Origin of the sequence: Salinivibrio sp. PR6, assembly GCF_001995955.1 — a bacterium.
Lineage (GTDB): Bacteria > Pseudomonadota > Gammaproteobacteria > Enterobacterales > Vibrionaceae > Salinivibrio > Salinivibrio siamensis.
Window position 1 is genome coordinate 1 of the sequence record NZ_MUFA01000044.1, and the last position, 1,284, is coordinate 1,284.

The 1,284-nt window shown below is 39.9% G+C and carries 1 protein-coding gene and 1 pseudogene; both read right to left on the reverse strand.

Translation table 11 applies throughout. The features are described from left to right. Window positions 1–239: pseudogene (locus tag BZG72_RS16650) on the reverse strand (hypothetical protein); the annotation flags it as partial. 293 nt (window positions 240–532) lie between these two features. Further along, window positions 533–1,267, reverse strand: a complete 735-nt coding sequence (locus tag BZG72_RS15975; RefSeq protein WP_077667280.1) for a hypothetical protein — start codon at window positions 1,265–1,267, stop codon at window positions 533–535. Window positions 1,268–1,284: the final 17 nt, after the last annotated feature.

Genomic DNA, 1,284 nt, shown 5'->3' on the forward strand with positions numbered 1-1,284 from the left:
GTTTACATTAGGGCGAAAATTCGTCATGCCAAACGACATCAGCGCAAAACCACCTGCCCCAACAAAGGCAAGAGGACCGAGCACAAACACGCAATAATACAGACCACGATACCCACCCATGAAAACCCACGCACCACCTGATAGGCAACATCGGGGATCATGTCTTTTTCTGTGTAATGAATACCCAGAGACGTTAAGTGATAACAGTAGTGTTTATCAGGTGAGAGAAGGTACCTTGACACCAACACCATCATTGCCATGAAAAAAAACAACACCCAAAACTCAGGCGTATCAACAGTCAGCTCGTCAATGACAGACCAAAGAAAAAGTAGAAATAGCACTGCGAATGAAATAGACCAAATCCAATCTAACAAATTATTATATTTGAAACCGGCTCCTTTATACTCCCAAGAATGCACTATTTTTTCATTATAGATTTTTTCTTTTGGAGGCTCTATATATTCTTTATAGCTCATTCATCTACTCTCACTTCAATGATGCGTGTCATATACTTTCTTGGAATTGAAGTGAGTTATTCGGTCGCTTTCTCTTCTTCCTGATGATAAACAGGGTGTTTAGACTGATCATTCAACCTTTTTATCTTAACGAACTCGATACTTGGAAAAAGTGAGTGTAATTTAGAGAGTAACTCTTGCTTTTGGTCGACTGTCATGGTGTATATATCACCATAGTACGCATACGCACCTTTCTCGGGGATAGCGAATGATAAGACACCTTCATTCTCTAAGTCAAACACAACCGTACGCTCTGAAATCAATGTGTAATACTTATCAGTAGTGGGACTAAAATTCGTCATCCCAAACGACATCAACGCACAACCACCTGCCCCAACAAACGCAAGAGGACCGAGCATAAACGCGGCAATAATGCAGACCACAATACCCACCCATGCAAAGCCACGTACTACCTGATACGCAACATCGGGGATCATGTCTTTTTCTGTGTAGTGAATACCTAGTGAGGTCAAGTGATAACAGTAGTGTTTATCAGGAGAGAGAAGGTACCTTGACACCAACACCATCATTACCATGAAAAAAAACAACACCCAAAACTCAGGAGTATCAACAGTCAGCTCATCAATGACAGACCAAAGAAAAAGTAGAAATAGCACTGCGAATGAAATAGACCAAATCCAATCTAACAAATTATTATATTTGAAACCGGCTCCTTTATACTCCCAAGAATGCACTATTTTTTCACTATAGATTTTTTCTTTTAGAGGCTCTATATGTTTTTTATAGCTCATTCACCTGCTCTAATTTC

Excerpts from the sequence above, each read along its gene's own strand:
- BZG72_RS15975 (WP_077667280.1), bottom strand. The coding sequence starts at position 1,267 with ATGAGCTATAAAAAACATATAGAGCCTCTAAAAGAAAAAATCTATAGT.